Annotated in this window: 25 protein-coding genes and 1 pseudogene; 12 read left to right on the top strand and 14 right to left on the bottom strand. The window is 64.6% G+C overall.

Features of this window, described 5'->3' with window-relative positions; translation table 11 throughout:
* The first annotated feature begins 125 nt into the window (after positions 1 to 125).
* The 4 genes from NKH04_RS13620 to NKH04_RS13605 all read left to right on the top strand — a co-directional run bounded on the left by NKH04_RS13620 (position 126) and on the right by NKH04_RS13605 (position 1,950).
* Complete coding sequence (locus tag NKH04_RS13620) at positions 126 to 815, top strand: TetR/AcrR family transcriptional regulator (RefSeq protein ID WP_352450076.1); 690 nt, start codon at positions 126 to 128, stop codon at positions 813 to 815.
* Between the two features lie 134 nt (positions 816 to 949).
* A complete protein-coding gene (locus NKH04_RS13615) occupies positions 950 to 1,486 on the top strand; it encodes an SspB family protein (protein ID WP_353044446.1) in 537 nt (178 codons plus the stop codon).
* Between the two features lie 18 nt (positions 1,487 to 1,504).
* Positions 1,505 to 1,708 carry a DUF4169 family protein gene (locus NKH04_RS13610; RefSeq protein ID WP_023676708.1) on the top strand — a complete coding sequence of 68 codons (204 nt, stop codon included), beginning with the start codon at positions 1,505 to 1,507 and terminating at the stop codon, positions 1,706 to 1,708.
* Between the two features lie 20 nt (positions 1,709 to 1,728).
* Positions 1,729 to 1,950: a ribbon-helix-helix domain-containing protein gene (locus NKH04_RS13605; protein WP_352450079.1), complete on the top strand. Its 222-nt coding sequence runs from the start codon at positions 1,729 to 1,731 to the stop codon at positions 1,948 to 1,950.
* On the opposite strand, the gene NKH04_RS33215 is transcribed toward NKH04_RS13605, so the two are convergent.
* On the bottom strand, positions 1,914 to 2,312 hold the full coding sequence (locus NKH04_RS33215) for a hypothetical protein (RefSeq protein ID WP_502893718.1): 399 nt from the start codon (positions 2,310 to 2,312) through the stop codon (positions 1,914 to 1,916). The two genes, NKH04_RS13605 and NKH04_RS33215, sit on opposite strands and share 37 nt — an antisense overlap.
* An 11-nt stretch (positions 2,313 to 2,323) precedes the next feature.
* Here NKH04_RS33215 and NKH04_RS13595 point away from each other — a divergent pair.
* Positions 2,324 to 2,629, top strand: a pseudogene (locus tag NKH04_RS13595) (MarR family winged helix-turn-helix transcriptional regulator); the annotation flags it as partial.
* An 11-nt stretch (positions 2,630 to 2,640) separates the two neighbouring features.
* On the opposite strand, the gene NKH04_RS13590 reads toward NKH04_RS13595, so the two are convergent.
* Positions 2,641 to 6,696, bottom strand: coding sequence for an AsmA family protein (locus NKH04_RS13590; protein WP_353044445.1), 4,056 nt, complete (start codon positions 6,694 to 6,696; stop codon positions 2,641 to 2,643).
* Between the two features lie 94 nt (positions 6,697 to 6,790).
* Positions 6,791 to 8,206, bottom strand: coding sequence for an FAD-binding oxidoreductase (locus NKH04_RS13585; RefSeq protein WP_353044444.1), 1,416 nt, complete (start codon positions 8,204 to 8,206; stop codon positions 6,791 to 6,793).
* A gap of 119 nt (positions 8,207 to 8,325) precedes the next feature.
* Here NKH04_RS13585 and NKH04_RS13580 point away from each other — a divergent pair, with 119 nt between their 5' ends.
* Together NKH04_RS13580 and NKH04_RS13575 are read left to right on the top strand one after the other, a co-directional pair.
* On the top strand, positions 8,326 to 8,811 hold the full coding sequence (locus NKH04_RS13580) for a thioesterase family protein (protein WP_352471602.1): 486 nt from the start codon (positions 8,326 to 8,328) through the stop codon (positions 8,809 to 8,811).
* Between the two features lie 147 nt (positions 8,812 to 8,958).
* Positions 8,959 to 9,156, top strand: coding sequence for a hypothetical protein (locus NKH04_RS13575; RefSeq protein WP_023676715.1), 198 nt, complete (start codon positions 8,959 to 8,961; stop codon positions 9,154 to 9,156).
* A 72-nt stretch (positions 9,157 to 9,228) separates the two neighbouring features.
* Here the strand turns inward: NKH04_RS13575 and NKH04_RS13570 are convergent, their stop codons facing one another.
* The gene (locus tag NKH04_RS13570; protein ID WP_352471646.1) at positions 9,229 to 9,708 is read right to left on the bottom strand and encodes an Lrp/AsnC family transcriptional regulator; all 480 of its coding nucleotides are present in this window, start codon (positions 9,706 to 9,708) and stop codon (positions 9,229 to 9,231) included.
* Between the two features lie 90 nt (positions 9,709 to 9,798).
* On the opposite strand from NKH04_RS13570, the gene NKH04_RS13565 reads away from it, so the two are divergent.
* Positions 9,799 to 10,701, top strand: coding sequence for an EamA family transporter (locus NKH04_RS13565; protein ID WP_352768967.1), 903 nt, complete (start codon positions 9,799 to 9,801; stop codon positions 10,699 to 10,701).
* Here the strand turns inward: NKH04_RS13565 and NKH04_RS13560 are convergent, their stop codons facing one another.
* Positions 10,702 to 11,601, bottom strand: a complete 900-nt coding sequence (locus NKH04_RS13560) for a dienelactone hydrolase family protein (protein WP_353044443.1) — start codon at positions 11,599 to 11,601, stop codon at positions 10,702 to 10,704.
* 275 nt (positions 11,602 to 11,876) lie between these two features.
* Here NKH04_RS13560 and NKH04_RS13555 point away from each other — a divergent pair, with 275 nt between their 5' ends.
* Together NKH04_RS13555 and NKH04_RS13550 are read left to right on the top strand one after the other, a co-directional pair.
* On the top strand, positions 11,877 to 12,026 hold the full coding sequence (locus NKH04_RS13555; RefSeq protein WP_023676719.1) for a hypothetical protein: 150 nt from the start codon (positions 11,877 to 11,879) through the stop codon (positions 12,024 to 12,026).
* Positions 12,027 to 12,035: 9 nt separating this feature from the next.
* A complete protein-coding gene (locus NKH04_RS13550) occupies positions 12,036 to 12,467 on the top strand; it encodes a hypothetical protein (RefSeq protein WP_352614313.1) in 432 nt (143 codons plus the stop codon).
* A 10-nt stretch (positions 12,468 to 12,477) separates the two neighbouring features.
* On the opposite strand, the gene NKH04_RS13545 is transcribed toward NKH04_RS13550, so the two are convergent.
* Positions 12,478 to 14,790: a glucose/quinate/shikimate family membrane-bound PQQ-dependent dehydrogenase gene (locus NKH04_RS13545; RefSeq protein ID WP_353044442.1), complete on the bottom strand. Its 2,313-nt coding sequence runs from the start codon at positions 14,788 to 14,790 to the stop codon at positions 12,478 to 12,480.
* 252 nt (positions 14,791 to 15,042) lie between these two features.
* Between NKH04_RS13545 and NKH04_RS13540 the strand changes: the two genes are divergently transcribed.
* The gene (locus NKH04_RS13540) at positions 15,043 to 17,766 is read left to right on the top strand and encodes an ATP-dependent helicase (protein WP_353044441.1); all 2,724 of its coding nucleotides are present in this window, start codon (positions 15,043 to 15,045) and stop codon (positions 17,764 to 17,766) included.
* Positions 17,767 to 17,778: 12 nt separating this feature from the next.
* Here the strand turns inward: NKH04_RS13540 and NKH04_RS13535 are convergent, their stop codons facing one another.
* The 5 genes from NKH04_RS13535 to NKH04_RS13515 form a co-directional block, all read right to left on the bottom strand.
* Entirely contained in the window at positions 17,779 to 18,828 is a 1,050-nt protein-coding gene (locus NKH04_RS13535) for an ABC transporter permease (RefSeq protein ID WP_353044440.1), read from the bottom strand.
* On the bottom strand, positions 18,825 to 19,622 hold the full coding sequence (locus NKH04_RS13530) for an ATP-binding cassette domain-containing protein (protein ID WP_353044439.1): 798 nt from the start codon (positions 19,620 to 19,622) through the stop codon (positions 18,825 to 18,827). Before NKH04_RS13530 ends, NKH04_RS13535 begins: the two co-directional genes overlap by 4 nt.
* Positions 19,623 to 19,708: 86 nt before the next feature.
* The gene (locus NKH04_RS13525; protein WP_023676725.1) at positions 19,709 to 20,722 is read right to left on the bottom strand and encodes a substrate-binding domain-containing protein; all 1,014 of its coding nucleotides are present in this window, start codon (positions 20,720 to 20,722) and stop codon (positions 19,709 to 19,711) included.
* Between the two features lie 164 nt (positions 20,723 to 20,886).
* A complete protein-coding gene (locus NKH04_RS13520; RefSeq protein ID WP_502907894.1) occupies positions 20,887 to 21,792 on the bottom strand; it encodes a sugar phosphate isomerase/epimerase family protein in 906 nt (301 codons plus the stop codon).
* The gene (locus NKH04_RS13515) at positions 21,792 to 22,826 is read right to left on the bottom strand and encodes a Gfo/Idh/MocA family protein (protein WP_353044438.1); all 1,035 of its coding nucleotides are present in this window, start codon (positions 22,824 to 22,826) and stop codon (positions 21,792 to 21,794) included. The genes NKH04_RS13520 and NKH04_RS13515 overlap by 1 nt, the downstream gene beginning before the upstream one ends.
* A 196-nt stretch (positions 22,827 to 23,022) precedes the next feature.
* Between NKH04_RS13515 and NKH04_RS13510 the strand changes: the two genes are divergently transcribed.
* On the top strand, positions 23,023 to 24,048 hold the full coding sequence (locus tag NKH04_RS13510) for a LacI family DNA-binding transcriptional regulator (protein WP_353044437.1): 1,026 nt from the start codon (positions 23,023 to 23,025) through the stop codon (positions 24,046 to 24,048).
* 10 nt (positions 24,049 to 24,058) lie between these two features.
* On the opposite strand, the gene NKH04_RS13505 is transcribed toward NKH04_RS13510, so the two are convergent.
* From NKH04_RS13505 to NKH04_RS13495, 3 genes are read right to left on the bottom strand one after another with little or no spacing between them, the layout of a single operon-like run.
* Positions 24,059 to 24,976, bottom strand: a complete 918-nt coding sequence (locus NKH04_RS13505; RefSeq protein ID WP_352471588.1) for a ribokinase — start codon at positions 24,974 to 24,976, stop codon at positions 24,059 to 24,061.
* A gap of 31 nt (positions 24,977 to 25,007) precedes the next feature.
* Positions 25,008 to 25,883 carry a MurR/RpiR family transcriptional regulator gene (locus tag NKH04_RS13500; RefSeq protein ID WP_023721163.1) on the bottom strand — a complete coding sequence of 292 codons (876 nt, stop codon included), beginning with the start codon at positions 25,881 to 25,883 and terminating at the stop codon, positions 25,008 to 25,010.
* A complete protein-coding gene (locus tag NKH04_RS13495) occupies positions 25,880 to 26,857 on the bottom strand; it encodes an ABC transporter permease (RefSeq protein ID WP_352456543.1) in 978 nt (325 codons plus the stop codon). The genes NKH04_RS13500 and NKH04_RS13495 overlap by 4 nt, the downstream gene beginning before the upstream one ends.
* Positions 26,858 to 26,867 lie beyond the last annotated feature (10 nt).

Below are 26,867 nucleotides of genomic sequence, written 5' to 3'. Positions count from 1 at the left end.
GTGTAACCCTAGGACGTTCCATCCCGTGGAGTTCCGACTCTTCTGCGGAACGAAACCCCCTTCGTGCAAGTCCACAAATTTAGACAGGCTTGTCTAATTCGTCAACCACCTCTATATAGTTTTGCATGAAGGCCAACGTCTCTCCTGACATTTTCCCGCCGCGAGGCCACGAGGCCAAGCGCATGTCGATTGTCGATGCCGCCGCCTCGGTCTTCTGCCGCGAAAGCTTTGCCGGTGCCAATATCGACATGATTGCCGCCGAGGCCGGCGTCTCCCGCCAGACCATCTACAATCATCACGGCGACAAGGAAAAACTCTTCGTTGCCATCGTCCGCGACCTCACCGAACGTTGCAATGCCGGCATCTTTGCCACGATCTCCACTTTTCCCGATCAGCCGAAGGATCTCGAGGCCGACCTCATCGCCTTTGCTGTGCGGATGAACCACAACTGCATCTGCAACCGCGACGGCAAATTCCTGCGCAAGCTGATCCAGACCGAGGGCGGGCGCTATCCCGAGTTGTTCGCCGAATGGCGCGAAGAGGGACCGGGCAGGACATGGCCGGCGATCGCCGCCCGCTTCGCCCGCCTCGCTCATGCGGGCTTCCTTGACATCGACGATCCCGATGTCGCAGCGCGCCAGTTCATGGCGCTTGCCAATGCCGAGTTGCAGACGACGTTCATGCTCGGCGGCACGCCGACCGAGGACGAGGTGGTGCAATCGGCGACAAATGGCGTGCGCACCTTCCTGCGCGCCTTCGGCAAGCGGCAGCCTGTGGCCCGGGCGAGCAAACAGGGCGCGCTCGCCAGCGCTTGACGATCAAAGCCGTTTGGCGATCAAATCGTCGCCAATGGGCTTCGCTTCCGCACGCCGGCGATCTATATCCGGTTTACGCCGCGCTCAAGCTTGATTACAGCTATCAGGACGATTCAACGGAACCCGACAGCCACATGGCCGACGACCACATCCGCTACGACATTCTGGCCCAGGAGGCGTTGCGCGGCGTCATGCGCAAGGTCCTGGCCGAAGTCGCGCGCACCGGTCTCCCGGGCAACCATCATTTCTTCATCACCTTTCTCACCGGCGCGCCGGGCGTGCGCGTGTCGTCGCGGCTGCGCGAGCGCTATCCCGAACAGATGACCATCGTCATCCAGTTCCAGTATTGGGACCTGAAGGTGAGCGACACCGGCTTTGAGGTCGGGCTGTCGTTTTCCGACGTGCCGGAGAAACTGGAAATCCCGTTCTCGGCCGTACGCGGCTTTTACGACCCGTCCGTCAACTTCGAGCTCGAATTCGACGTCAAGACCGATACCCCGGCGGAACAGGAGACAAAGGCCAAGCCTGCTCCCGAACCGCTGGCCATCGTCGCCGAGAAAAAGCCCGAGGCGAAGAAGAAAACCGCCGAGGCGGAAAAGAAGCCTGCCGCGGCCGACGCCGGCGCCAAGGGCGCCGACGTGGTGTCGCTTGACGCCTTCCGCAAGAAGTGACCGGACGGGCGGCGTGACATGGCCGAGATCGTCAATCTCCGTCAGGCACGCAAGCAGAAGGCGCGAGCCGAGAAGGAGCGCCTGGCCGAACAGAACCGGGCGCTGCATGGCCGTTCCAAACCCAGCCGGGATCGCGACCGCCTGATCGCCGACAAGGCTGATAAATTCGTCGCCGGCCATCGCCGCGAAAATTCGGGCGATTCGGACAAATCCGATGCTTGAAGTGTGAGTAGGATCGTCTCGTGAGCCCGGTGGAAAAGCGCTCGGTCACCATTCGCGGCCACCGCACCAGCTATTCGCTCGAAAAGCCTTTTTACGACGACCTGGTCGCCATCGCGGCCGTGCGAAAACTGACGCTCGCCGCCCTTGTCGCCGAAATCGACGAGAGCCGCCCGCGGGATGCCAATCTCTCCTCGGCGCTCCGGCTCTATGTGCTGGATTGGGCCAAGCGCGGCAAGTTGTAGCCTTCAGGCAACGCTATCCTGTTTCCTGCGCCGGATACGGAAGCCCAGCAAAGCCGAACGGTCGCGTTCTTCGGCCTGCCAAGCGGCGTATCCTGCAGTTTCAGGTCGGCGAGCGTGAACTGGCCAAAATAGGCGATGTTCGTGGCAAGCCGGATCAGCTTCAAGAGGGCAATGCCGGCAAACAACCCCGCCGTCGCAACCACCACCGCTATGCCGGCAATGAGCAGCACCCGGGCGTCGGTGGTAAAATCGCGCAGATGGCTGGGGTTGGCGTGATCGGACTTCATTTGCAGACCTTGCTTTCTGGCGGCGTGCCGACTTGCGGATGGGTCGCCGGCCGTGCCACCGAGGATGGCGGGCACGAGCGATGTTGGTGACACCACGCCAGCATCAGGCCCTGCTTGCAATCAAAGGGTTCCCCGGCGGAGGGCCGGTGACCATTGGCGACCTCGCGGAGCGCCTGCGCATCCGCCATCACAGCGCAGTGGAATTGGTCAACCGTCTTTGCGAAGCCGGGCTGGTCGCGAGGGACCACGACGAGGAGGACCACCGCCGCGTGCTGCTGCGGCTGACCGAGCGCGCCGACGACAGTCTCGCCGATCTGTCAGCCGCTCATCTCGACGAACTCGGGCGGATCGAGCCGATGCTGAAGCGCTTGCTTGCTGGAGGCGACACATAAGGGATGCGCCGTCACCCGCCATTCAGCGATTTCAGCAGATCGTCGATCGACGAGGGATCGAGCTTGAGCTTTGGCGGGGGCTGCACTGGCGGTGGCACGTTGTTTGCGGCCGGTGGCTCCCGTTCCGCGCGCTCCGCCGCGGCCTTGCGTTCGGCGTCGAGCCTTGCCTTCTCTTCCGAGGCGATCCGCAACGCCTCTTCCGCCCTCTGGCGTTGCTGTTCTTCGGCCTGCGCTGCTTCCTCGGCAGCCTGTTGCGCCGCCTTGGCTTTGGCTTCGGCATCCGCTGCGGCCTTTGCAGCCGCCTCGGCTTTCGCCCTGGCCTCGGCTTCGGCTTTCGCCGCTGCATCCGCCTTTGCCTTGGCTTCAGCCTGCGCCCTGGCCTCCGCTTCGGCTTGGGCCTGCGCCTCAGCTTCGGCCTTTGCCTTGGCGTCCGCTTCAGCTTTCGCTTTGGCCTCAGCCTGCGCCCTCGCCTCGGCTTCGGCCTGGGCCTGAGCCTCGGCTTCGGCCTTTGCCTTGGCGTCGGCCTCGGCCTTCAGCCGCGCTGCTTCCTGTTGCCTGCGCAGTTCCTCCGCCGCTCTTTCACGCTCGGTTTGCAGCGCAGCGTAGTAGCGCACCTCACGCCGCAGCCTTTGTTTCTCGAGCAGTGCGGCTTGCATGGCTTCGACCCGCTGCTGCTCCTTTTCCAGCGCACGCTGGGTCAGGAACTGTGCCAGCGGCTCGCTGTCGAACTGCCGTTTGGTGGCGCCAAACGGCCCGTCGACGCTGAAATTCAAAATCGGTTCGGAGCCGACCAGCGCCTCATCGCCGGGCCGGTAGGCGATCTCGCCCTTGGCATCGACGGTGCTGGTGTTCAGATCGGCGGTGATGTCGGCGGACAGCGTCGCGCCCGTGCTTTCGAATTTGACCGGCGGCGCCCTTAGCGTGCCGCCGGCGATGGTGAAGGCAATATCGGTGTCCTGCGCCGGAAAACTGCCCGCCGCGGCGATCTGCGGCACAAAGCCGGCGGTCTTCGACGCGTCGATATCGCGCCCTATCGCGTCGGCCTTGGCAATGAATGCGCCAAAGGCATCGGGATTGAAGCCGGCAATAGTCATGCCCTTCAGCGTCGCCGTGCCGGAACCGGACAGCGCCGCGACCATCGCGTCGACCGATTTGCCGCTGGTCGAAAGCGCCGTCGAGAACTCGCCGCTTCCGCTGATGCCGGCCTCCGGCAGCACGGCTGCCAGATCGGCGCCGGCGAGTTTCATCTGACCGGAGAAAAGCCCGGTGCCGTCATTGTTCTTGAGCTCGAACAGGCCACTCAACGCGCCGCCGAGGAACTTTGCCTTGAGGTCGGAAACGCGGATGCCCTCCTGGTCGAGCTGCAGCGACAGCGCAGCGTCATAGGCGGTGGCAAGCGGACCGGCGGCAAGCGACGCCGCCGTCAGATCGAGATCGGCGGTAAATGGCAGACTGGATTTCTGGCTGAACGGTGCCGTCGGCCAGGTCCTGTCATTGACAAGGAAGGCCTGGTCGCCGAACAGCATCACCGCCATCGGATCGAGGTCCAGCTCGTCCAGCGACAGCGCGCCGGCAAGATGCGGCAGCCCCTCGTTGATGTCGATATTTACGTCACCGGAAACCGCCGCTTCGTTGACGGCGCCGCTGAGGCCGCTCAGCACCAGGAGACCATTGCCGTAATCGGCATCGGCTGCAAGCGACGTCGACATGCCGGTGCCCATGCCGGGCAGGCCGACCCCGGTCGTCATCAGCCATGGCTCGATGTCGGCCGTTTCAAGGCTGACCTTGCCCTTGGCGGCCGCGCCTTGAGGCGTGTCGGCAATTGTCCCGTCGAAACCAGCTTTGAAGTCATTGCCGGCCAGGCTGAATCGTGTCGCCAGGCCGCCGCCAAGCGTGCCTTTGGCCGAGACCTCGGTGGTCGCCTCGCCGAGCATGCCGAGTGGCAGCGCCGGCAGACCGTAAAGCGCCAGAAGCGCGGTGGCGTCGGCGTTCCTTGCGTTGAAGGTCAGCGTCACCGGCGCTTCGAGAGGCCGGTCGAGCGCCCCTTTGCCGGACAACGACGCCGAAAAGGCCGCGCCACCGGCCTTGCCCTGTGCGCTCATTGCCAGTCCAGTCGTACCGTCGCCATTGTCTGCGGCACTCGTGACCGCATCGATACGCGCATCCTGGAACAGCTCGGGATAGGCAGCAGCACGCTCCGCCAGGCCCTTCAGCACTGCATTGTCGGGATAATGCTGGACGGCGACGTCGATCAGCGGCTTGAGGTCGACGGCGACCACCGAGGCGTCGAGCTTGCCGGTCGGGCTCGCCGGGAAATCCTTGATTCGACCGGTAGCGCTGATCGAGGCGCCGGCAAGTCCGCCGACCGACAGGCGATCGATCTCAAGCAGCCCATCGCGCAATCTAAGCGCGGTGTCGACGCTATCGGCGGTCAACCCGCCGGCGCTGACCGGCCCGGCCTTGATCTGGAAATCGAGGTCGCGGTCGGAAAAGCGGTTGGCGCCCTTGTCGCTGACGAAGATCGAGGCGAAGGCGGCGAGCCCGTCGACATCGAGTTCGCCACCTTCCAGTTGCATCAGCACCGATGGCCTTGTGTCGTCGGGCTGGCTGGAATCGATGCGGCCGGAGAACTTCGCCTTGCCGAGGATGAGTTCGAGATCGCTGAAGGCCTGGTGCTTCTCGCTCAAATCCACCTTGGCCTTGAAGCCGGCGGCCGGCAAGCGGCGGATCGCCTCGTCGACGTCCTTCGACAGCCATGCGGCGAAGCCGGAGGGCTGCGCCACCGCCAGAAGCAGCGATCCGGTGAAACCGAAATGGTCCTCGACGCTGACCATGCCGTTGGCTTCCAGCTTGGCGCGGCCGGGCAGCGTGGCGGCCAGCGATTTTACCGCCCAGCCGCCCTCGGCTGGCTCGGCGGACAGGTGCACGTCGCGAACGGTGGTATCGCCTGCCACCACCGCCGGCAGTTTCACCTCGACCGTGCCCGGTATGGTCGGCTTCGGCAGGTCGAGCAGCGCCTGCTCCAGCGCCGCCACCCGCTCGGACAGCGTCAATCCGGCACCGGCCGCCGCCCCCACGGCCTCGTCGAACTGCACCTGCGCGCCATTGGCCTCGATCGAGAAATGCGGCTTCAGCCCAAGGTCGACCGCAGCCTTGCCGTCGGCAGTGTAGGGATTGTCGCGCGGCCCGGTCTCGAAGCGGAATTCGTCGACGCCGAGCTTCTGGTGGTCGAGCGAAAACTTGCCGTTCAGCCTGAAGCCCGGGTCCGGTTTGCCGGCGCTGACTTTCAGCGCCTCGCCGCCGGTGCCCAGCTGCCGCGCCGCAGTCTGGTCTGCGCCCGATATCTTGAACTGGCCCGAATAGACGGCGGCGCCCTCGACGAGGCCCACATTGCCGTCGGTCTCGATGACCAGCGGATAGGCGTCCGGATCGGCCTTGAGCCTGAGCCGCATTTGCCCGTCCGGTTCGGCCTTGCCGGTGGAAGCGGTGATCGTGGTCCGCAACCCGTCCAGCAACAGCGAGCCGTCCAGCCGCCAGGGGCCGGCCAGCGACTTGGCCGAGATCGTCGAGTTGATCTCGGAAATAAGATGGCTGCGCCCGCCGGCGGCGTGGCTGAGCGCGATCTGTCCTTCCGTCACCGTCAGCTTCTCGATGGAGATCTGGCCGGGATCGAAGGGCGAGGACGGCCGTATCGTCCAGTCGACCGTGCCGTCGGCGGCGATGTCAATCGTCGCCTTCGGCCGCACTAGGCGCATGTCGAAGATCAGCACCTCGCCGCGCAGGAATGGCGCGAGTTCTGCATCCATCGAAAAGGTTTCGACGGTCATCGCCGGCTGGCCGTTAGGGCCACCGGCAACGGCGACGTTGGAAAAGGTCACCGAGGGGAACGGCAACAGCCTTGCCGTCGCATCGCCTCGCACGGTCACCTTGCGGCCCAGGACGGCACTGGCCTCGCGCTCGAAATCGGCACGGTAACCTGTCCAGTCGACAAAGTACGGCACCACCAGCGCCGCACACAGCACCAGCACAAGAAGCCCACCGAAGATCACGAACAGGCGTGCGAGCATGAACTCCTGGACAGTTGATAGTAAAGTCAGTGGCACTCTACCCGCATCAGCGTGTCGATAAAGAGGCAAATCGGGGCGCGGCAGCGGCCTGATGTCAGTCCTTTCCCGGCAGTATCTTCCCCGGGTTCATGATGTTCAGCGGATCGAGCGCCTGCTTGATCGTGCGCATGATGTCGACGCCATGGCCGAGCTCATGCCGCAGGAAGCCGATCTTGCCTTGCCCTATGCCATGCTCGCCAGTGCAGGTGCCGTCCATGGCGATGGCGCGCAAATTGAGCCGCGCCACGAATTTTTCCGCCAATGCGATCTCTTTCGGGTCGTCCACGTCCATCAGCACCAGCACATGGAAATTGCCGTCGCCGGCATGGCCGACGATCGGCGCGATCAGGCCCATCTCGGCGATATCCGCCTCGGTCTCGGTGACGCATTCGGCAAAGCGCGAGATCGGCACACAGACATCGGTCGACAGGCCCTTGGCGCCCGGCCGTAGCGTCAGCGACGACCAGTAGGCATCGTGCCGGGCTTTCCACAATTTTGTCCGCTCTTCGGCGACGCTGGTCCACAGGAACGGACCGCCGCTATTTTCCTCGGCGATCATGCCGAAGGTCTCGGCCTGTTCGGCGACGCTGGCATCGCTGCCGTGGAACTCGACGAACAGGCACGGGCTCTCCGGATAGTCGAGCTTCGAATAGGTCTTCATCGCCCGCATCTGCAGCGCGTTGACCAATTCTATGCGCGCCACCGGAATGCCCATCTGGATGGTCGCGATCACCGCGTTGCACGCCGCCTCGAGGCTGGGAAACGGGCAGACGCCGCCTGAAATCGCCTGCGGAATGCCCTGCAGCTTCAAGGTCAGCTGGGTAATGATGCCAAGCGTGCCTTCCGAACCGATCAGCAGCCGCGTCAGATCATAGCCGGCCGAGCTCTTCTTGGCGCGCTTGCCGGTCGTCACTGCCTCGCCATCGGCCATCACCGCCGTCAGCGACAGGACGTTCTCGCGCATCGTGCCGTAGCGCACCGCGTTGGTGCCCGACGCTCGTGTCGCCGCCATGCCGCCGAGCGAGGCGTTGGCGCCCGGGTCGATCGGAAAGAACAGGCCGGTGTCGCGCAGATGCCGGTTGAGATCCTCGCGCGTCACGCCGGGCTCGACGATGCAGTCGAGGTCCTGCGGATTGACCGCAATGATACGGTTCATGCGTGACGTATCGAGCGAGATGCCGCCGCCCGGCGCATTGGTGTGGCCTTCCAGCGAGGAACCGACGCCAAAGGCGATCACCGGCACGCGATGTGCCGCGCATGCGCGCACGATCTCCTGCACCTCCTCCGTCGTCTCGGCAAAGGCGACGCCGTCCGGCGCCTGCGTCGGGATATAGGTCGTGGTGTGCGCGTGCTGGGCCCGGATCGCCTGGCCGGTCTGGAATCGCTCGCCGAGCCGCTGCTTGAGGATGCCGAGTACGGCGGCAATGCCTTCTTCGTTGCGCTCGACCGGATTGAGGTCGCTTAGAGCCATCGATTCCTCCGCGAATGGACCAGCGTCCACCCTTGTTCTGCATCTACGGATGCGTAGTCTCACCAACCACGCTCTGTCCAGTCCACGCTCATCCCGGCATGACGAGAAGGAAGTTTCCGATGCCCATCCCTGCCCCTTTCGTCTCTCGCGCCATGGACATCGAGGAGGCCTGGATCGACTACAACGGCCATCTCAACATGGCCTACTACAACGTGCTTTTCGATCGTTGCTCCGACGAAGCCTTCGAGATGATGGGGATGGGGCCGGATTACGTGAAAGAACGACGGCTGACCATCTACACGGCGGAAGTCCATGTCTGCTACGTCCAGGAGTTGCATCTCGACCACAAGGTCACGGTTTCGTTCCAGCTGCTGGACCATGACGAGAAGCGGCTGAGGGCCTATCAGGAAATCCGTCATGTCGACGGTTGGCTCGCCGCCACATCCGAAACGCTGTCGCTGCACGTCGACATGGCTGGCCCGAAGGTCGCGCCCTTCCCCGCCGACGTCCTGGCCCGGGTGGAAGCGATGCGCGCCGCCCACGCCGCCCTGCCGATGCCGGAGCGCGCCGGCCGCTCGATCGGGATTCGTCGTAAGCCGGCTTGAACCACCGTCCAACCGCCGTTAACCTTACCGAGGTTTTAACGTGAACAAGCCGAATTGAGACGTTGAACGACTCAGCGCGGCGTTGGAAAACCGTCCGCATCGAATTGCGATACGGGCGGCGGAGCAGCAGCGGTTCGGGGAACGTGCATGAAAACCGACATCAAGGTCGAGGCGGACAGGCTGGCGGCTGATCCACGCATCACCGACTATGATTTCTGGCGCTCGCTGAAGAACCTCAACAACGAGATCTTCCACATCGCCAACAACAACGAGCCGATCCCCTTCGCCATGATCCGCTGGCGCGCCATCCTGAAGCAGGCGCGGATGAAACGCGGCCACGCCTGAACGGTGGGGGAAGAAACAGACCGGCCGTCCGGTTTGCATTTCTGACGACGTGCTGACGAACGATCCCAAGTGTCAAGGCAGCCGCTTCACCGCCCCCAGCGGCGAACGCGCCACGACAGGCGACGACTGGATAATCGCCGTATTGGTCATCGCGAACGGAATGATCCGGTCGATCACCCGCTCGAGCTCGGCCACCGAGGCGACATGCGCCAGCGCGATGAAACAGTCTTCACCGGCGACCCGGTCGCATTGGGCGATTTCCGGTAGGTCGCGGATGATTTCGGCCACGACAGCGAGCTGGCCCGGCACCGGCCTGATCCGCAGCCACGCCGACAATTTCATGCCGAGCGCGGCCGGATTGATGCGCACCGTGTAGGCCTCAATCACGCCGCTTTCCTGCAGCCGCTTGATGCGCTCGGCCACGCTCGGCGCCGACAGGCCGACCGACCGCGCCAGTTCGGCGGTGCTGGTGCGCGCGTCCTTTTCCAGCAGGCGCAGGATTTTCAGGTCCGCCGGATCCAGATCGCTATTTTCATTTCGAAGGCGTTTCAGCGGAATACTCCTTGCTTTCGGAAAGGAAATGGCCGCAATGCCCGGCCATCATCCATATCAATGGCAAAAATCGCCTGCGATACTGATCCCATGCAAGATCGGACGCAAGCCCCAGCGGCAAGTCCGGCACTCGCCGGCCCCGCCTTTACCTTGGCAAACGCGGTCCCGCCGCATCTCTGGTTCGGCGTCAGCGCCGTGTTCCACTATCTCGGACCGGCCTTCGCGGTGCTGCTCTTCCCGCATGTCGGCGTGCTGGGCATGGCTTGGCTGCGCATCGCCACCGCGGCACTCGTCTTTGCCCCATTGACCCGGCCATGGGCGGTCTTCGCCCGCGCCGATCGCTCGACGCGGTTGTTGCTTGTGGCTTTCGGCGTCTGCCTTGGGGTGATGAATTGCTCGTTTTACCTGGCGCTCGACCGGCTGCCGATCTCGCTGGTGGCGGCGATCGAATTCGTCGGCACCATCGCCGTTGCGCTTGTTGGCCTCAAAAGCCCGCGCAATCTCGCCGCCCTCGCAATCGCTGTCGCCGGCACCCTGTTGCTGATCGACGTCAAATGGTCGAGCGATCCCGTCGGCCTGTTCTGGGCCTTCCTCAACGGCACGCTGTTCGTTAGCTACATCGTGCTCGGCCACCGCGTCGCGCGCGGCGGCGCCGGCGATGGCATCGCCGGGCTGGGTGCCGCCATGGCGGTCGCCCTTCTCGTCGTTCTTCCGATCGGTTTCGCCGATGCTCTGCCGGCTTTCTCGGCGCCGCCGCTGCTGTTTGCGGCGGTCGGCGTCGGCATCTGCTCGTCGGTTATTCCCTATATTTGCGACCAGCTTACCATGTCGCGGCTGCCGCGCTCCAGCTTCGCGCTGATGCTGTCTTTGCTGCCGGTCACCGCGACGTTGATCGGCATCATTGTGCTGCGGCAGGTGCCGAGCCTCACCGACTGCCTTGGCATCGCCCTGGTGGTGGCCGGCGTGGCGTTCCATAAGCCGGCGCCGGACTGATCAGGCCAGTTTCTCCTTGAGGAAGGCGATCGTCCTGCCCCAGGCGAGGTCAGCCGCCTTCTTGTCATAGCGGGCCGCCGACGTTTCGTTGTTGAAGGCATGGTTGGCGCCTTCATAAACATAGACCGAGTATTCGACATGGGCCGCGTCGAGTGCCTTCTTGAAGGCATCGATGCCGGCATTGGTGCGGGTGTCGAGCCCGGCATAATGCAGCATGAGCGCGGCCTTGATCTTCGGCACGTCCTCGGCCTGTGGCTGCATGCCGTAATAGGCGACGGCGGCGGCGAGGTCCGGCGCGTTGACGGCCAGCATGTTCACCGTGCCGCCGCCCCAGCAGAAGCCGACAGCGCCGACCTTGCCGTTGCCGTCCTTGTAGCCTTTGAGGTAGGCGACGGTTGCCACGGCATTGGCGGCGACCTGTGCTGGATCGAGCTGGGAAAACAGGTCACGTGCCCTGTTTTCATCGTCCGGCGTGCCGCCGAGCGGTGCCATGAAGTCCGGCGCAAGCGCCACGAACCCTTCCAGCGCCACGCGCCGCGCCACATCGCGAATATGCGGGTTGAGACCCCTGTTCTCGTGCACCACGATGACCGTGCCAAGCTTGCCGGTCTGCTCCGCCGGCCTGACCAGATAGCCCTTCATCTCGCCGGCGCTGCCGGGATAGCTGATGTCCTCGCCTTTCACACGCGGATCGTCTTCCGCCACGATTGCCGCCTGGGCCGAGTTCGCCGCCAGCAGCGGCGCGATCGCGGCAGCTGCCGCACCCGATCCGGCAAGCCTGGTCAATTGCTCCATGAAGCGCCGCCGGTCGAGCGTCAGGTGCGTATATTCGTCATAGGCATCGATCATCGCCTGGGTAATGACAGGCTCGGCGGCGGTGGGTTCGGCAGGTGTTGTCATGGCGCGCTCCTCGTCGGCGCCCCCCGCGGCAACATAGAGCCGAAGCTTGCCTGGTCCAGTCACGGCTGAGTGAGGCTGCCATAAGTCCCTGCGCGAGGGCCGTGATGCCGCTAGCCCCACTGTCGTTAAATTTTGGTCCTTTGTGGCAATGCTAAATGCACGCACCACAATGTAAAAAGAAGTTACCGGGCTATGCCTCACTCGGGCCATTTGGCGAACGACAATGGCCATTTGGCGGGAAAAGAATGCCTGATTGACGACGAAGGAACACGCCCATGACCTTTCCCTCCCCGCTTCTGGCAAGTGGGTTCGCCCTCGCCGCTATGGCTTTGCTGGCGCTGCGGTTCACTGCCTTCACCGCCTTCAAACGATCGTTGATCAAGATCCGCGCCAACCGGCACCCGCCCGCAAACACCAAAGCCTGAGGAAAGGTCATGGACGTTCAGGACATCATCAACACCGTCTCCCAGAAATCCGGTCTCAACCAGGCTTTGACGGAAAAGGTCGCCGGCACGATTTTCTCGGTGCTCGAACACGAGGCGGAAGGCACGACTCTGTCCAGCTTCTTTGCCAAAATCCCGGGAGCCGACGCCCTGGCCAAGCAATATGATGTCATGGCTCCCGGCGCGGCTTCCGGTGGTGGCCTCCTGTCCTCGCTGGAGGGCGCGCTCGGCGGCGCTCTCGGCGAAAAGACCGGCGCGCTGATCAACGGCGTCGCCATACTCAAGGCATCAGGCCTCACGCTCGCACAGATCAGCCAGGCCGGCACGATGCTGGTCCAGCAGGCCGAGACAGCCGCTGGCCCGCAGCTGACCAGTGAGGTACTTGCATCGGTACCCGACCTGAAAGGGCATCTCGGGCTCTGAAGGAACTTCTCTATTTCGGCAGCGTATAGGCCATCACATAGTCGCCCGGCTTGGTACCGACCGAGCCGTGGCCGCCGGCAACGATGACGACCAACTGGCGTCCGTCGGCTACCGTGTAGGTCATCGGTGTCGACTGCCCGCCGGCCGGCAGCCGCGCCTGCCAGAGCTGTTTGCCGGTCGTCAGGTCATAGGCGCGCACATAGTCGTCGACCGCCGCACCGAGGAAGGCGACGCCGCCGGCAGTGATCATCGGCCCGCCAATGCCGGGCACGCCGACCTTGAATGGCAGCGGCAGCGGCGTCATGTCGTAGACGGTGCCGTTGCGATGCTTGTAGACGATCTTGCCGGTCCGAAGGTCGGCACCCGCCACATAGCCCCAGGGCGGCGCCTGGCAGGGAATGCCGAGCGGCGACAGGAACGGCTTCAATATTACTGCGTAAGGCGCACCGTCATTGCGGTTCAGGCCCTGTTCGCTGCCCTTGGTGTCACCGGGCGGCGGCACGTCGGCGCGCGGCACCAGCTTGGAGATGAACGCCAGGTATGTCGGCATGCCGAACATCACCTGCCGGACCGGATCGACTGCCACGCCGCCCCAGTTGAAGGTGCCGAAATTGCCGGGGTAGATCAGCGAGCCCTGCAGCGACGGCGGCGTGTAGCGGCCCTCATAGCGCAACTTCCGGAGCTCGATCCGGCAGGCCAGCTGGTCGAACATGGTAATGCCCCACATGTCGGCACCGGTCAGCGGTTTCGGACTGAAGCTGAGATCCGAGACCGGCTGCGTCGGCGAGGTATGGTCGCCCTCGATGGCGCCGCCCGGTGCCGGCACTTCCTTGACCGGAACGATCGGCTCGCCGCTGCGCCGGTCGAGCACATAGAGGTCGCCCTGCTTGGTCGGCCCGACCAGCGCCGGCACCACGCCACTTTCCGTGGTGATGTCGACCAGCGTCGGCTGCGCCGGCACGTCCATGTCCCAGAGATCGTGGTGCACGGTCTGCCGCACCCAGCGCAATTGTCCGCTGTTGAGATCGAGCGCGGTGATCGACGAGGAGAATTTCTCGTCATTGGCGCTGCGCCCAGCGCCGAGCTGGTCCGGCGTCTTGTTGCCGAGCGGCACATATAGCAGCCCGAGCTTCTCGTCGACGCTCGCCGTCGACCACATGTTGGGTGAGTTGTTGGTGTAGGTCTGGTCCGGCGGCAGCGGCATCGTCTGGTCGGGATTGCCCGAATCCCAATTCCACAACAGCGCGCCGGTGTCGGCATCGTAGGCACGGATGACCCCGGACGGCTCCTGCGTCGAATAATTGTCGTTGACCGCGCCGCCGACGATGATCTTGTTGGCGACGATCAGCGGCGCCGAGGTCGAATAATAATAGCCCGGCTTCGGATATGGCATGTTGGCGAGCAGGTTCAGCGTGCCGCCTTCGGCGAAAGTCGGGCAGACCTGGCCATTCGCCGCATCGAGCGCGATCAGCCGGGCGTCGGATGTCGGCAGGTAGATGCGTGTGGCGCAGGGCTGGCCGGCGGCGACCTTGGCATCGGCATAATAGGCCACGCCGCGGCAGGTCTGGTGCTGGCGGTCCTTGTTGAGCTTGACCTGCGGATCGAAGCGCCATTTCTCCTTACCGCTCGCGGCATCGATGGCGATGGCGAAATTATGCGGCGTGCAGATGTAGAGCGAGTCGGCGATTTTTAGCGGCGTCACCTGATAGGTCGTCTCGCCGATGTCGTCGGGCCCTTTCACGTCGCCGGTGCGATAGGTCCAGGCCGGCTGCAGATTGGCAACGTTTTCGGCGGTGATCTGGTCGAGCGGCGAATAGCGCTGGCCGTATTGCGTGCGACCGTAATAGTGCCATTCGCCAGCCGGCACGTTGCCGCCAAGATCGGCCGTCGGCGTCACCTTGTCGGTGTTGAGTTCACCCGTAATATCCTTTGGATCGGTCGTCATCGAATAACCGGCGACGGCAAGCGATGCCAGTACGGCGAGGATAAGCGGTGCGCGTCCGTCGGGACCGGTAAGCCCGCGCCGCGCCCATGGCGTCAACAGCCATAGCGCGACAAGCACGATGATGCCGCCGCGCGGGCCGAGCTCCCACCAGTCGAAGCCGATCTCCCAAACCGCCCAGGCGAGCGTGCCGAGCACGATCGCCGCGTAGAGCCACAGCGCCGTGGATCTGCGCCTGTAGAGCAGCCAGGCCGCGACAAGGAAAGCTAGACCGACGATGACGTAGTACCAGCTGCCGCCCAGCGTCACGAGCCAGATGCCGCCGCCGCCAATCGCCAGGCCGATGAGGAAAAGGATCAGGGAGGTGATGACCACAGCCAAGACGGTGCTCCTTCGACTGGTGCGCTCCGCGACGCGTCCATGGGCAACCCCGCATTGCGTTCCTGCCCCCACGCAACTTTCTCCGGCCCGCTTCCACTGTCAAGCAAGCTCGGCGTTTTACGGTGCCGGCCCATCGCAAGCCCGGCGTTTTGGTTAGCAGACCCATCCAGATTGTGAGTCCACCGACTGGACAGAGAACAAAACGGAGACACTTCTGGCCTTTCGCTGCCGAATCACTACATTCGGGGGGAGATGTCCGGCTTTTCGGAAGACATGCCCTTTTTTGACGAACCGAACGCGCGGCCCGTGGCCCCGTCGGGCATTGCCGCGCGCGCCATGGCTGCCCGCAGCAACCAGAACAACGCGCCCGATTATCTCAACGGCCTCAACCCCGAGCAGCGGCTGGCGGTGGAAACCACCGAAGGCCCGGTGCTGGTGCTGGCCGGCGCCGGCACCGGCAAAACGCGCGTCCTGACCACCCGCATCGCCCACATCCTTGCCACCGGCAAGGCTTTCCCCTCGCAGATCCTCGCCGTCACCTTCACCAACAAGGCGGCGCGCGAGATGAAGCAGCGCATCGGCCTGTTGATCGGTGAAGGCAATGTCGAGGGCATGCCGTGGCTCGGCACCTTCCACTCGATTGGAGTGAAGCTGCTGCGCAGACATGCCGAGCTGGCCGGGCTCAAATCCGACTTCACCATTCTCGACACGGATGATGTCGTGCGCCTGCTCAAGCAGCTTATCCAGGCCGAAGGGCTGGACGACAAGCGCTGGCCGGCCAAGCAGTTCGCCCAGATGATCGACGGCTGGAAGAACAAGGGCCTTGGCCCCGCCGACATCCCCGAGGGCGATGCCCGTGCCTTCGCCAACGGCAAGGGCCGCGAGCTCTACAAGGCCTATCAGGAGCGGCTGCAAACGCTGAACGCTTGCGACTTCGGCGATCTCCTGTGCCATCCGATCCGCATCTTCCGCGCCAATCCGGACGTGCTGAAGGAATACCACAAGCGCTTCCGCTACATCCTCGTCGACGAATATCAGGACACCAACACCGCCCAGTACATGTGGCTGCGGCTGCTGGCACAGCGGCCGCAATCCTCCCCCCTTGAGGGGGAGGTGCCCGCGAAGCGGGCGGAGGGGGTTGCCGCAGAAGGCACCGCTAGAGCGTCGAGCACTGCCGCCGGTAGGTCAAGCACTGCCGCACGGACCCCACCCGACCGGGCTTCGCCCGGCCACCCTCCCCTCAAGGGGGAGGGAAGCCCGCGCCTGTCCACCGTAAATATCTGCTGCGTCGGCGACGACGACCAGTCGATCTATGGCTGGCGCGGCGCCGAGGTCGACAACATCCTGCGCTTCGACAAGGATTTTCCCGGCGCCACCATCATCCGGCTGGAGCGCAACTATCGCTCGACCGCGCACATCCTCGGCACCGCCTCCCACCTCATCGCCCACAATGAGGGCCGCTTCGGCAAGACGCTGTTCACCGAAAAGATCGCCGAGGACGACGAGAAGGTGCATGTCCACGCCGCCTGGGATTCCGAAGAGGAGGCCCGCGCCGTCGGCGAGACCATCGAGGCTTATCAGCGCCAGAAGCACAATCTCAACGACATGGCGATCCTCGTCCGCGCGTCCTTCCAGATGCGCGAATTCGAGGACCGCTTCGTCACGCTCGGCCTCAACTACCGCGTCATCGGCGGCCCGCGCTTCTACGAGCGCCTCGAAATCCGCGATGCGCTGGCTTTCCTTCGCGTCGTCGCACAAGGCGCCGACGACCTCGCCTTCGAGCGCATCGTCAACGTGCCGAAGCGCGGCCTTGGCGAGGCCACCATCCGCCAGATCCACGACACCGCACGGGCGCTGCGCATCCCGATGCTGGAGGCGGCGGCAAAACTCGCCGAGAGCGACGAGCTGAAGCCGAAGCCACGCGCCGCGCTGCGCGAGGTATCGGCCAATTTCGAACGCTGGCAAAAGGCTCTCGAAACCACGCCGCACGCCGAGCTCGCCGAGACCATTCTGGAGGAGAGCGGCTACACCGACATGTGGAAGAACGACCGTTCGATCGAAGCGCCCGGCCGGCTCGAGAACTTAAAAGAACTGATCCGCTCCATGGAGGAGTACGAATCGCTGCGCTCCTTCCTCGAACATGTCGCGCTGGTGATGGACGCCGAGCAGAACGCCGAGCTTGACGCCGTCAACATCATGACGCTGCATTCGGCCAAGGGCCTCGAATTCGAAACCGTGTTCCTGCCCGGCTGGGAAGAAGGCCTGTTCCCGCACCAACGCTCGCTCGACGAGGGCGGCCGCTCAGGGCTGGAGGAGGAACGCCGCCTCGCCTATGTCGGCCTGACCCGCGCCAAGAAGAACCTGCACATCTGGTTCGTCTCCAACCGCCGCATCCACGGCCTCTGGCAATCGACCATCCCGTCGCGCTTCCTTGACGAGCTGCCGGAAGCCCATGTCGAAGTTTCCGAGAGCGGCAACTCCTACGGCGGCTACGGCAATGCCTATGGCGGCGGCTCGTTCGCCTCCGGTCGTGGAGGCCAAGGTGCAGGCAGGCAGAACCCTTATGGGGCATCGCGCTTCGACAACATCGGCGGCAATAACGGCGCCGAAAAATCCGGCGCTTTCTCCAGCACCTATGCGACACCGGGCTGGCAGCGCGCTCAGGCCAACCGCACCGAGGCGACCGACCGCAATTGGGGCACGCGCTCCGGTCACCAGGTCGAGCGCATCGGCTATGGCGAAACCGACTCCGGCTACGGCGCCGGCCGCACCTCGGTCAAGGGCCGCACCATCGACGGCGAGCTGGTCGCCAAATCCGTCGCCGACACGCCGTCCCCCTTCAGCGTCGGCGACCGCGTCTTCCACCAGAAATTCGGCAACGGCAACATCTCGGCCATCGAAGGCAACAAGCTGACCATCGACTTCGACAAGGCCGGCCAGAAACGCGTGCTGGACGGGTTTGTCACCGGGGTGTGAGGCCGCCGGGCGCTAGCGATACCGCGCCTGGTTCCACTTATGGCCGAGCAGCGACAGGATGATGATCAGGCCGTTGAAGAACTGGACATAGAAGCCGCTCAGGCCTGCCGCGACGACGCCGGTCTGGATGAACGAGACCGTGACCGCGCCGATCGCGCCGCCGACAACCGTGCCGATGCCGCCCCAGGTCGGGGTGCCGCCGACGAACACCGATGCCAGCACCGGCAGCAGGTATCCGTCGCCCGCCGTCGGCCACCAGGTGAAGTTGATCATCACCGAGAAGGTGCCGGCGATCGCCGCGCCGATACCGACGAAGACGAACACTTTCACCCGCACGCGCTTGACGTCGATACCCATCTGCTGGGCGCTGTCTGGATTGTCGCCGACCACCTTGACCTGGGCACCGAAGCGATGGCGGTTGTAAAGCAGCGCCGACAGCACGACGAAGCCGATGGCCCAGAAGATCTGCACCGGAATGCCGTAAAGCTGGCTGGAGAAGATCTTGTAGGCCCAGCTGTCGGCAAGGCCGGTCAGCGCCGTCGACCTGCCCTCGTTGATGATCTGGATCAGGCCGCGCAGCAGGAAATTCATGCCGAGCGTGGCGATCAGCGACGACAGCCCGCCATAGACGACCAGCGAGCCGACCAGGAAGCCGAGCAGCATGCCGGTGACGATTGCGGCGGCGATGCCGAGGAACGGGTCGTAGCCAGCCTGCACGACCAGCGCAAACACCCAGGAGGCAAAGCCCATCGTCGCCGGAAACGACAGGTCGATCTCGCCGCAGGTGACGACGAAGACCAGCGGCACCACCACGAACAGCGCCACCGGCAGCGTGGTGAGTACGGAGCTGTAGAGATACCAGGTGGTGAACACAATCGGGTTGGCGATCATGAACACCGCCATCATGACGATGAACACGGCAAGCGTGCCGAGCGCGGCGCGGTTGTCGAGGATGAACCCGCGCAGCCAATTGTCGGACGGGTGTCTCCACTCTTTCCCGGCGGCCTCATTATGCCTGCCGCCGAGGGGGCTCTGCAGATCGGGTTCCATGGTCTTGCTCATCGTGCCGCCCTCCCCGAATCCCCCGCGTCGTGCAACCCCGGCAATCCGCTGGGGTGGGCGACGTCTTCCATGAAATTGATCAGGTCTTCGGCCGATTTGACCTCGCTGCGGTCGGCGCTGAGCGCGACCTTGCCGCGGTCCAGCACCACGAAGCGATCGGCAATATCGAAGACGTGGTGGATATTGTGGCCGATGAACAGGATCGAGCGCCCGCTCGCCCGCACCTGGCGCACGAAGTGGAAGACCTTGGCGGTCTCGGTCAGCGATAGCGCGGTCGTCGGTTCGTCGAGGACTATCAGCTCCGCCTTCTTATAGATGGCCCGCGCGATCGCCACGCCCTGCCGTTCGCCGCCCGAGAGCTGGCCGACGATCGACTGTGGCGTGAACACTTTCGAGGTGAAGCCGATCTCGCGCATCAGCCGGCTCGCCTCCGCGATCTCCTTGTTGACCTTCAGCCAGCCAAGCCAGCCGGTGAGCTCCCGGCCCATGAAGATATTGCGCACGATCGTCTGCTGCACGGCGAGCGCCCGGTCCTGGAACACCGTTTCGATGCCGGCGTCGCGTGAGCGCGCAGGGTTCCATCCGGTCACCGGCTTGCCGCGGACGAGAATCTCGCCGCTGGTCGGTTTGACCACGCCGGACAGGATCTTGATCAGCGTCGACTTGCCGGCGCCATTGTCGCCGATCAGGCCGACCACCTCGCCGCGATCGACGCTGAGATTAACCCCGCCCAGCGCATAGACCTGGCCGTAGGACTTGGTGATGTCGCGCAGTTCGATGATGCGTTCGGCCATGGCGATCCTCGCTTGATTGTCGCGTGCCGGCCTTTTCGCCGGCGGTCCCGCCGGCCGGGCTCGATCCCGGCCGGCGGCTTGGGAGGTCAGCGCAGCGCCTGCTTGGCGAGCTCGGCGACGATCTCGTAATTCTGCGGCGTGACGAAGCCGGCGCCGGTGTCGACATTCATCGGTGCGAGACCCAGCACAACCTGCTGGCAGAGGCTGAGGATCGGCAGATAGCCTTGCAGGAACGGCTGCTGGTCGGCCGTCAGCTGCACCCAGCCGCCCTTGAAGCCCTCGACGATCTGCGGGCTGGTGTCGAAGCCGAAGTTGAAGATATCGCCCGGCTTCCTGCCCGCCGCCTGCATATAGGTGGGCACATTGCCCAGCATCTGGCCGCCGGGATAGCCAACCGCCTTGACGTCGGGATTGTTGAGCAGTGCCGCGGTGATCACCGGAAGGGCCAGATTTGGGTCGGAAGCCCATTCGCCGCTCGGCGGCGAGGAGAGCTGTATGACCTCGACACCCGCTTCCTTGAGGGCAGCGACAGTGCCGCGTTCTCGCGCGCCGCGGCTCTCGTTCTCGAACGGGCCGATCATGATTGCCTTGTCGCCGGCCTTGAGCCCGGCCAGCTTGACCGCCTCGGCGCCGAGCGCGCGGCCCTGCTGCTCCTGCTGGGCGCCGACATAGCCGCCACCGAACGCCGCCGTGACCGTCGGCACCGGCACGTTCTGATACATCATCTTGATGCCGTCCTTGTGTGCCTGTTCGGCCAGCGGCATGATCGCGGCGTCGCCGGGGTGGCCCATCATGGCGATGCCTTGGGGCTTGACCGCGACAGCCTCGCGCAATTGCTGCACCATCTTCTCGACATCCCACTGGGAAAAGATGTAGTCGACCTTCGGCCCGAGATCGGCCGCGGCCTGCTTCGCGCCATTATAGACGATTGTGCCGAAGGCATCGCCCTCGGCGCCGCCGACGAAGAAACGGATATGGACATCCTTACACCACTGGGCATCGAGCGCCTGCGCCGGCAAGGTCGAGAGTGCGGCGGCGAGCGCCATCGCGGCCGCCGCGACGGTCGAGCGCAGAACTGTCCTTCTCATCGTAATGCTCATGCACTTATCCTCCCTTTGTTCCCTCGCTAGCCGAGGGGTGTTGACGATCGCTTCGGCATTGCGCCGCAATCTTTCGCTGGCCGGCACCTCCCGCCGGCTTGTCCTGTTTTATGCATGTCGTTATCGCAAAACCGCTGGGCACTTTTGCGCGACATGCATTAGCCTCACACCGGGTTCGGCAGATAGCTCGCGCCTCCCCGGCATTGTTGGAGATAGTCCAGTGCCCGCGCCTGGCCGGTGATCTCGAGATCGCCGCGGTAGACCGGGTCGTGCCAGCCCTCGATGTCGATGGCGCCCTTGTAGCCGGCCAGCCGCAGCTCGCTGATCACCCGCGTCCAGTCGCTATCGCCGAAGCCAGGGGTGCGCATCTGAACGAACGGCAGGCGGCCGAACACGCCATGTTCGCGGATCACGTCCCAGCGCACCGTCGCGTCCTTGCCGTGGACGTGGAAGATACGCGGCGCCCATTTGCGGATCTGCGGGATCGGATCGATCAGATAGACCAGCTGGTGGCAGGGCTCCCACTCCAGGCCGAGATTGTCGTCCGGCAATTCGTTGAACATCAGCTCCCAGGCGTCCGGATTGTGGGCGATGTTCCAGTCGCCGCTGGCCCAGTTGCCGTCCATGGCGCAGTTCTCGAACGCGATGCGCACGCCCTTGTCGGCGGCCCGCTTTGCCAGCTTCCCCCAGACCTCGCGGAAGCGCGGCAGGCTGTCGGGCAGCGGCTTGCCGCGGATGCGGCCGGTAAAGCCGCTGACCACATTGGTGCCGAACAGATGCGCGTTGTCGATGATCGTTTCCCACGCCTCGAGCACGCCGCGATCGACTTCACCGCTCTCCAGCGGGTTGCCGAACACGCCGATTGACGAGACGACGACATCGGCATCGCCGATCGCCTCGCGGATCTCGCCTGCCAGCCGTGGAATGTCCTTGCCGCCCAGCGTCTGCCAGAAGAACGGCTGGATGCTCTCGAAGCCGAGCGGCAGGATCTGCCTGACATAGGCGGCCGGGTCGTCGAGATTGGCCCGCACCATTGTGCCGATCCTGATGTCGAGCAGCGGGTTTGGCATCATGATCCTTCCTGTGCAGCGATAGCGACCCGGCGCCCGGTCTCGGCGCTCTCGATCGCAGCGAAAACCATGGCCAGGCTCTTGATGTTGTCGGCGCCGCGCGTCTCCGGCTCGGTGCCGGTCTCGACGGCGCGGACGAAATCCTGGAGGATGCCGAGATGGCCGCCGACGCGATCGGCCGGGTCGAGCGGCGGCACGGCTATCGATTCGGTGCGGTCGAACAGGCCTTCACGGACCGGCCGCACGACTTCCGCCTTCAACCCGTCCGCGCCGTCCCAGACAATGCTGCCGCGCTCGGCGACGATCCGCCATGTACTGTCCCAGCTGGTACGGAAGCCGGCCGCGCACCAGCTGCCGGCATAGGTGAACAGCTTGCCGCCGCCGAGGTCGAAGCTTGCGGTTGCCGACGACCCTTGCCGATACCAGGAATTGACCGGCTCCCACTCCTGGCAATAGACGCCGGCCGGTTCGCCGGCCACCATGTAGCGGGCTGCATCGAATGTGTGGATCGCCATATCGAGCAGCAGCACATGGCGCATCTCTTCGCGAAAACCGCCGAAATGCGGCGCAACGAAGAAATCGGCGTGGATGCTGGTTGGCGCACCAATGGCGCCGGAATCGAGAAAGCGCCGGATGCGCCTGACGTTGGCGACATAGCGGCGGTTCTGCACGACGGCATGGATGCGGCCGGCGCTGCGGGCCGCCTCGACAATGGCACGCGCATTGTCCGGGCTGTCGGCGAGCGGCTTTTCGGTCAAGAGATGGCAATGGTGGGCAAAGGCGGAAAGCGCGACCTCGCGGCGGGCGGCGGGAACCACGACGTCGAATACCGCGGCGGGCCTGGTCTGGTCGAGCACGGCGTCGAGCTCGGTTCCGATGACGGCGCCGGAAAGCTCGTATTCGCGCGCCCTTGCCCGCGCCCTTTCGGCGTCGATATCGACTAGGCCGACAATGGCGAGCCCGTCGATCTGCTTGGCTGCATCGAGCCAGGCCTTGCTCATCGCTCCGCAGCCGACCAGGACGACATTGATCATCCAGCACTCCTCCCTCTCGGCCCCTCCAGACCGATCGCCACGGCGTTCACGGCAGAGCCGCAAACGTTCTTCCGTAAACGTTTACGAGAACACACCCGATGGCGTAGAATGTCAATTGGCCGGCTGTGAAAAATCGTGGCGTCGGCTTGGCCCGGAGAGCAGCCGGTGCTAGCCAAGCAAGGGGGAGAACTGTCCTTTGGCGTCCAGCATTCACGACCTTGCACGTCACCTGAATATTTCCATCGGCACGGTGTCGCGCGCGCTCAACGGCCGCGCCGACGTCAATGCCGACACACGCCAGCGCGTGCTCGATGCGGCCAAGAAGCTGAATTATTCGCCGAACCAGTCCGGCCGCAGCCTGCGGCGCGGCGCCACCCATTCGATCGCCTTCATGCTGCAGCCGCATCCGGGCGACCAGGATTATGGCGAGCCGTTCTTCATTCCGTTCCTGACCGGGTTGCAGGCCAAGCTCGCCGAAAGCGGCCTCGACCTGATCGTGGTGATGGGCGCGCCGGGCGACTATCAGCAGGAGCGCCTGCGCCGTGTCGTCGAGACGCGGCGGGCCGATGCCGTGGTGTTGGCCTGGACGCGGCGCGAGGACGAGCGCATCGACTATCTGACCCAGGCCGGTTTCCCGTTCGCGACGCTCGGCCGCAGCCGCTCCGGCGGCGATTCCTATCCCTCGCTCGACCTCGATTTCGAAAAAGCCGGGGCTGACGCGGTCGATCGTCTCGTCGCGCGCGGTCACCGCCGCATCGCCGCCATCCGCCCGTCGCTCGACCTCAATTTCGGCTATCTGTTCCTCGCCGGCTATCGCAAGGCGTTGCGGCGGCACGGCATCGAATTCGACCCCGCGTTGATCGCCGACGGCTTCATCAACGAGGCCGGCGGCTACGCGGTGACGCCGAAGGTCATGCACTCCAAGGACCCGCCGACGGCCATCATCTTCAACAACGACGCGATGGCGCTTGGCGGCTGCAAGGCTCTGGCCGAGGCGGGCATCAGGCCCGGCCACGACGTTGCGGTGATCGTCATCGTCGACACCCCGCTCTGCCGCTATTTTTCGCCGGCGCTGACCGGCTTCCGCCCGGCGCTCGAGCCGATGGGCGAGCGGTTGGCCGAAATGCTGCTGGCATCGATCCCGGCTTACGCCGGCGCCGAAGGCGCACGCATCATCCGTGAAGTCTGGCCACTGGAACTGATCGCGCGCGACAGCGATTGAATCGCGGCGGTCACTGAGCAGGCTCAGATTGATCAAGACCCCCGCGCCCGCGCTCCGGCGTTGCGACCAGCGAGGCAGCGGCGGCATTGGCGGCGCCAAGTGCCGCCTCGACGGGCTCTCCACGCGCAAGCCCCGCCGCAAAGGCGCCGACGAATTCATCACCGGCACCGTGGGTGCTGACCACCTCCACCGGCATCGCCGGCAAGGCGAATGCCTGGCCGTCGCGGCCGCAATACGCAACGCCCTCGCCGCCGGCCGTGACGATTGCAGCCGGATAGAAACCGACGAGCATGCCGGCCGCCTTCGCAGCACCCTCGAGCGTGTCGACGACCGAAACGCCGGCCAGGAACTCCGCCTCGATGGCGTTGACGACGACGATGTCGGTGAGCGCGATCAGCTCGGCGGAGAGGTTTCGGGCGGGTGCCGCGTTGAGGAGGACGCGGCCGCCAAACGCCTTCACCGCTCGCGCCGCGGCAATGTTGGCGGCTTCCGGTACCTCGTTTTGCAGCAGCAGAACCGCCGTTTGCGCGATCAGCTCGGCCGCCTCAGTAATGTCCTTTTCGCCGAGAGTGAGATTGCTGCCCGAGACGATCACCGCGCCATAGTCGCCGCTGTCGTCGAAAATCGCTACGCTCATGCCCGAGCCGGCGCCCGAAGCCACTCCCACGAAGCGCTGGTCGACGCCGTTGCGATCGAGATTGTCGAGAAGCGCGCGGCCGAAATCATCGTCGCCGACAGCTCCGATCATCGCCGCACGCACGCCGGCCCGCGCTGCCGACACCGCCTGGTTGCCGCCCTTGCCGCCGCATTTCGGATGCCAGGCATGGCCGGTGACCGTTTCGCCCTTGCGTGGGCGATCGGGGGCTTCGACCATGATATCGTAATGCAGGCTGCCGAATACGGTCACCAGCGGCGGAGGAGCCGTCATGTGCCCCTGACTTTCACGAGCCGCTTGCCTTTCATGAGTTCTTGTCTTTCCGTTTCGACGTCACCGCAGACATGGTGCGGCCGAGATTGCGCTCCGCCGCCTGGTAGTCGCGTTGCGCGACCGCGACGAACAGCGCGTCGAGAATGTTGAGCTGGGCAATGCGCGCCGCTGCGTTCTCACCCATCAACGGCGAGCCTTGGGCGGTCGAGCAAAGCACGATGTCGGCGACGGCTGCCAATGGCGAGTTGTCATAGTTGGTGATGGCCAGCGTGCGCGCGCCGCTTTTGCGCGCAAGTTGGATGGCGTCGATAACAGCGCTCGTGTTGCCGGAATGCGAGAAGCCGACGGCGATGTCGTCGGCGCCGAGCAGCGAGGCCGACATCAGCATCATGTGCGAATCGTCATAGACAGAGGTGCGGATGCCGATGCGCAGGAATTTGTGCGAGACGTCGCGTGCGATCTGCGCCGAACCGCCGACGCCGTAGAAATCGCGGTTCCTGGCGCGGTAAAGCAGATCGGCGGCACGGTCGAAATCGTCCATGTCGAGGATGGCGAGCGTCTCCTCCAGCGCCTGGATGGAGGTGCGGAACACCTTCTGCACGATCTCGGCCGAACTGTCGTCCACCGACAGCTCCTGATGCATCTCGGCGGTCGGTAGGCGACTGTATTCATAGACCGCCGTGCGAAAGTCGCGATAGCCGGAAAAACCCAGCTTCTTGGCGATCTTGACCACCATCGCCTCCGAGACACCGGCCTCCTCGGCGATCTGCTTGAGCGGTATGGTCTCGTCGAAGCCGCGCCGTCCGAAGACCGTTTCAACCACCTTCGCCTCGAGCGGCGTCAGATGCGGCATCATCATGCGAATGCGCGGTCCTACTGCTTTCAGGTCCAGCCCGGTCAAGGTCATCCACGTCCCCTCGTCACGCGATCGATAAGCATCGCGGCGAGGATTATAAGGCCAGTTGCCAGGAGCTGATAGAAGGACTGCACGTTCATCAGCGTCAGGCCGTTGCGCATGCTGCCAAGGATGACGGCACCCAGGATGGTGCCGACGACGCTGCCCTTGCCGCCCATCAGCGAGGCACCGCCAATCGCCGCCGCCGCTATGGCGTCGAGCTCCCAGAGATTGCCGAGAATGGGTTCGGCCGCACCCAGCCGGCCGATCAGGATCTGCGCTGCAAGCGCTGCCAGCAGGCCCGAGATCATATAGGCGGCGATCTTGGTGCGGGCGATCGGCACGCCGGCTATGTAGGCCGCCTCCTCATTGCCGCCGACGGCGAGCAGATATTCGCCAAACGGTGTCTTCTTGAGGATGATCCAGGCAATCAGCGCGACCACGGCCACGATGATGACCGCCAACGGCAATCCGAACAGCGAGCCGTTGAAGATGGCACGGAAGCCGGCAGGCAGGCCGAGCACCGGATTGCCGCCGGTATAGATCAGCGCCAGCGCCCGGTAGGTGCTGAGCGTTCCCAGCGTGACGATGAAGGGCTGCAGCCCGACATAGGCAACCAGCACGCCGTTGAGCAGTCCGCAGGCGAGGCCGATGGCGAAGCCGGCGGCGATGGCCAGCGGAAACGGCACTCCGGCAACCAGCATCGAGGCCGAGATGACCGCCGAAAGGGCTGCCGTCGGCCCGACGGACAGGTCGATGCCGCCCGAGATGATGACCAGCGTCATGCCCAACGCCAGGCAGGCATTGATGCTCGACTGCTGCAGGATGTTGATAAGGTTACGCTCGGCAAAAAAGCCGGGGACCAGCGCCCCGAAGACGGCAAGGATCACCACCAGGCCGATCAGCGTGCCGGCGTCGCGCACGGAAAACCGGTGCAGGAAATCTGCCCTTGGGCGCGCTGCTGTGTGTTGGGTTATATCGGTCATCCGCTGGTCC

The sequence above is a fragment of the Mesorhizobium sp. M1365 genome (genome assembly GCF_040317865.1).
Classification (GTDB): Bacteria; Pseudomonadota; Alphaproteobacteria; order Rhizobiales; family Rhizobiaceae; genus Mesorhizobium.
The sequence above is the reverse complement of the archived record's forward strand: the minus strand, read 5'-3'. Positions and strand labels throughout refer to the sequence as shown.